Annotated in this window: 1 protein-coding gene; it reads left to right on the top strand. The window is 67.5% G+C overall.

The window, feature by feature from the left end; translation table 11 throughout:
* Positions 1-115 precede the first annotated feature (115 nt).
* Positions 116-888: IS481 family transposase (locus PU704_RS19925; protein ID WP_277552886.1), on the top strand; the 773-nt coding region annotated here is incomplete at its 3' end.

Raw genomic sequence — 888 nt, 5'->3', positions numbered from 1 at the left:
TGTGATGTCCAGGGAGGTTGTCCCGCCGCAAGGCGGTGAGTCGGGCTGACACGGGAAGGCCTCCGGTAGTGAAGTGGAGCTGTCTAGTTCACCGCTTCACCCACCGGAGGCCTTCATGTCCCACGTTAACGCCGTCCTGACCCCTCGTACACGCCTACGCCTGGCCCGGCTGATCGTCGAGGATCAGTGGACCTACGCCGCGGCGGCCAAGATGTTCATGGTCTCTGCCCGCACGGCCAAGAAATGGGCCGACCGCTACCGGGCCGAAGGCCAAGCCGGGATGGCTGATCGCAGCTCTCGCCCGCGCACCAGCCCGACCAAGACCGCCCCCGGGGTGGTCCGGAGGATCGTGGCCCTGCGGTGGCGACACCGGCTGGGCCCAGTGCAGATCGCCGGCCGACTCGGAATGCCGGCCTCGACCGTGCATGCGGTGCTGGTGCGCTGCCGGATCAACCGGCTCTCCCGCATCGACCGGGTCACCGGCGAACCTCTGCGCCGCTACGAACACGACCATCCCGGATCACTGATCCACGTCGACGTCACCAAGTTCGGCAACATCCCCGACGGAGGTGGCTGGCGCTACCTCGGTAAGCAGCAAGGCGACCGCAACCGCGCCACCACCGATACTCAACGCCGCAAAGGCCCAGTACGTGGCCCCCTGATCGGGACCGCCTTCGTGCATACCGTGATCGATGACCACTCCCGGATGGCGTACGCGGAGATCTGCACCGATGAGAAGGCTGCCACCGCGATCGGGGTGCTGCGCCGAGCCAGGGCGTGGTTCGCCGACCAGGGCGTCACCGTGGAGCGGGTGCTCTCGGACAACGGGTCCTGCTACCGCTCCCATGCCTGGGCCCAGGCCTGCGCCGAGCTGAGCATCAAGACCAA

The sequence above is a fragment of the Kocuria oceani genome (assembly GCF_029524215.1).
Taxonomy (GTDB): Bacteria; Actinomycetota; Actinomycetes; order Actinomycetales; family Micrococcaceae; genus Kocuria; species Kocuria oceani.
The sequence above is the reverse complement of the archived record's forward strand: the minus strand, read 5'-3'. Positions and strand labels throughout refer to the sequence as shown.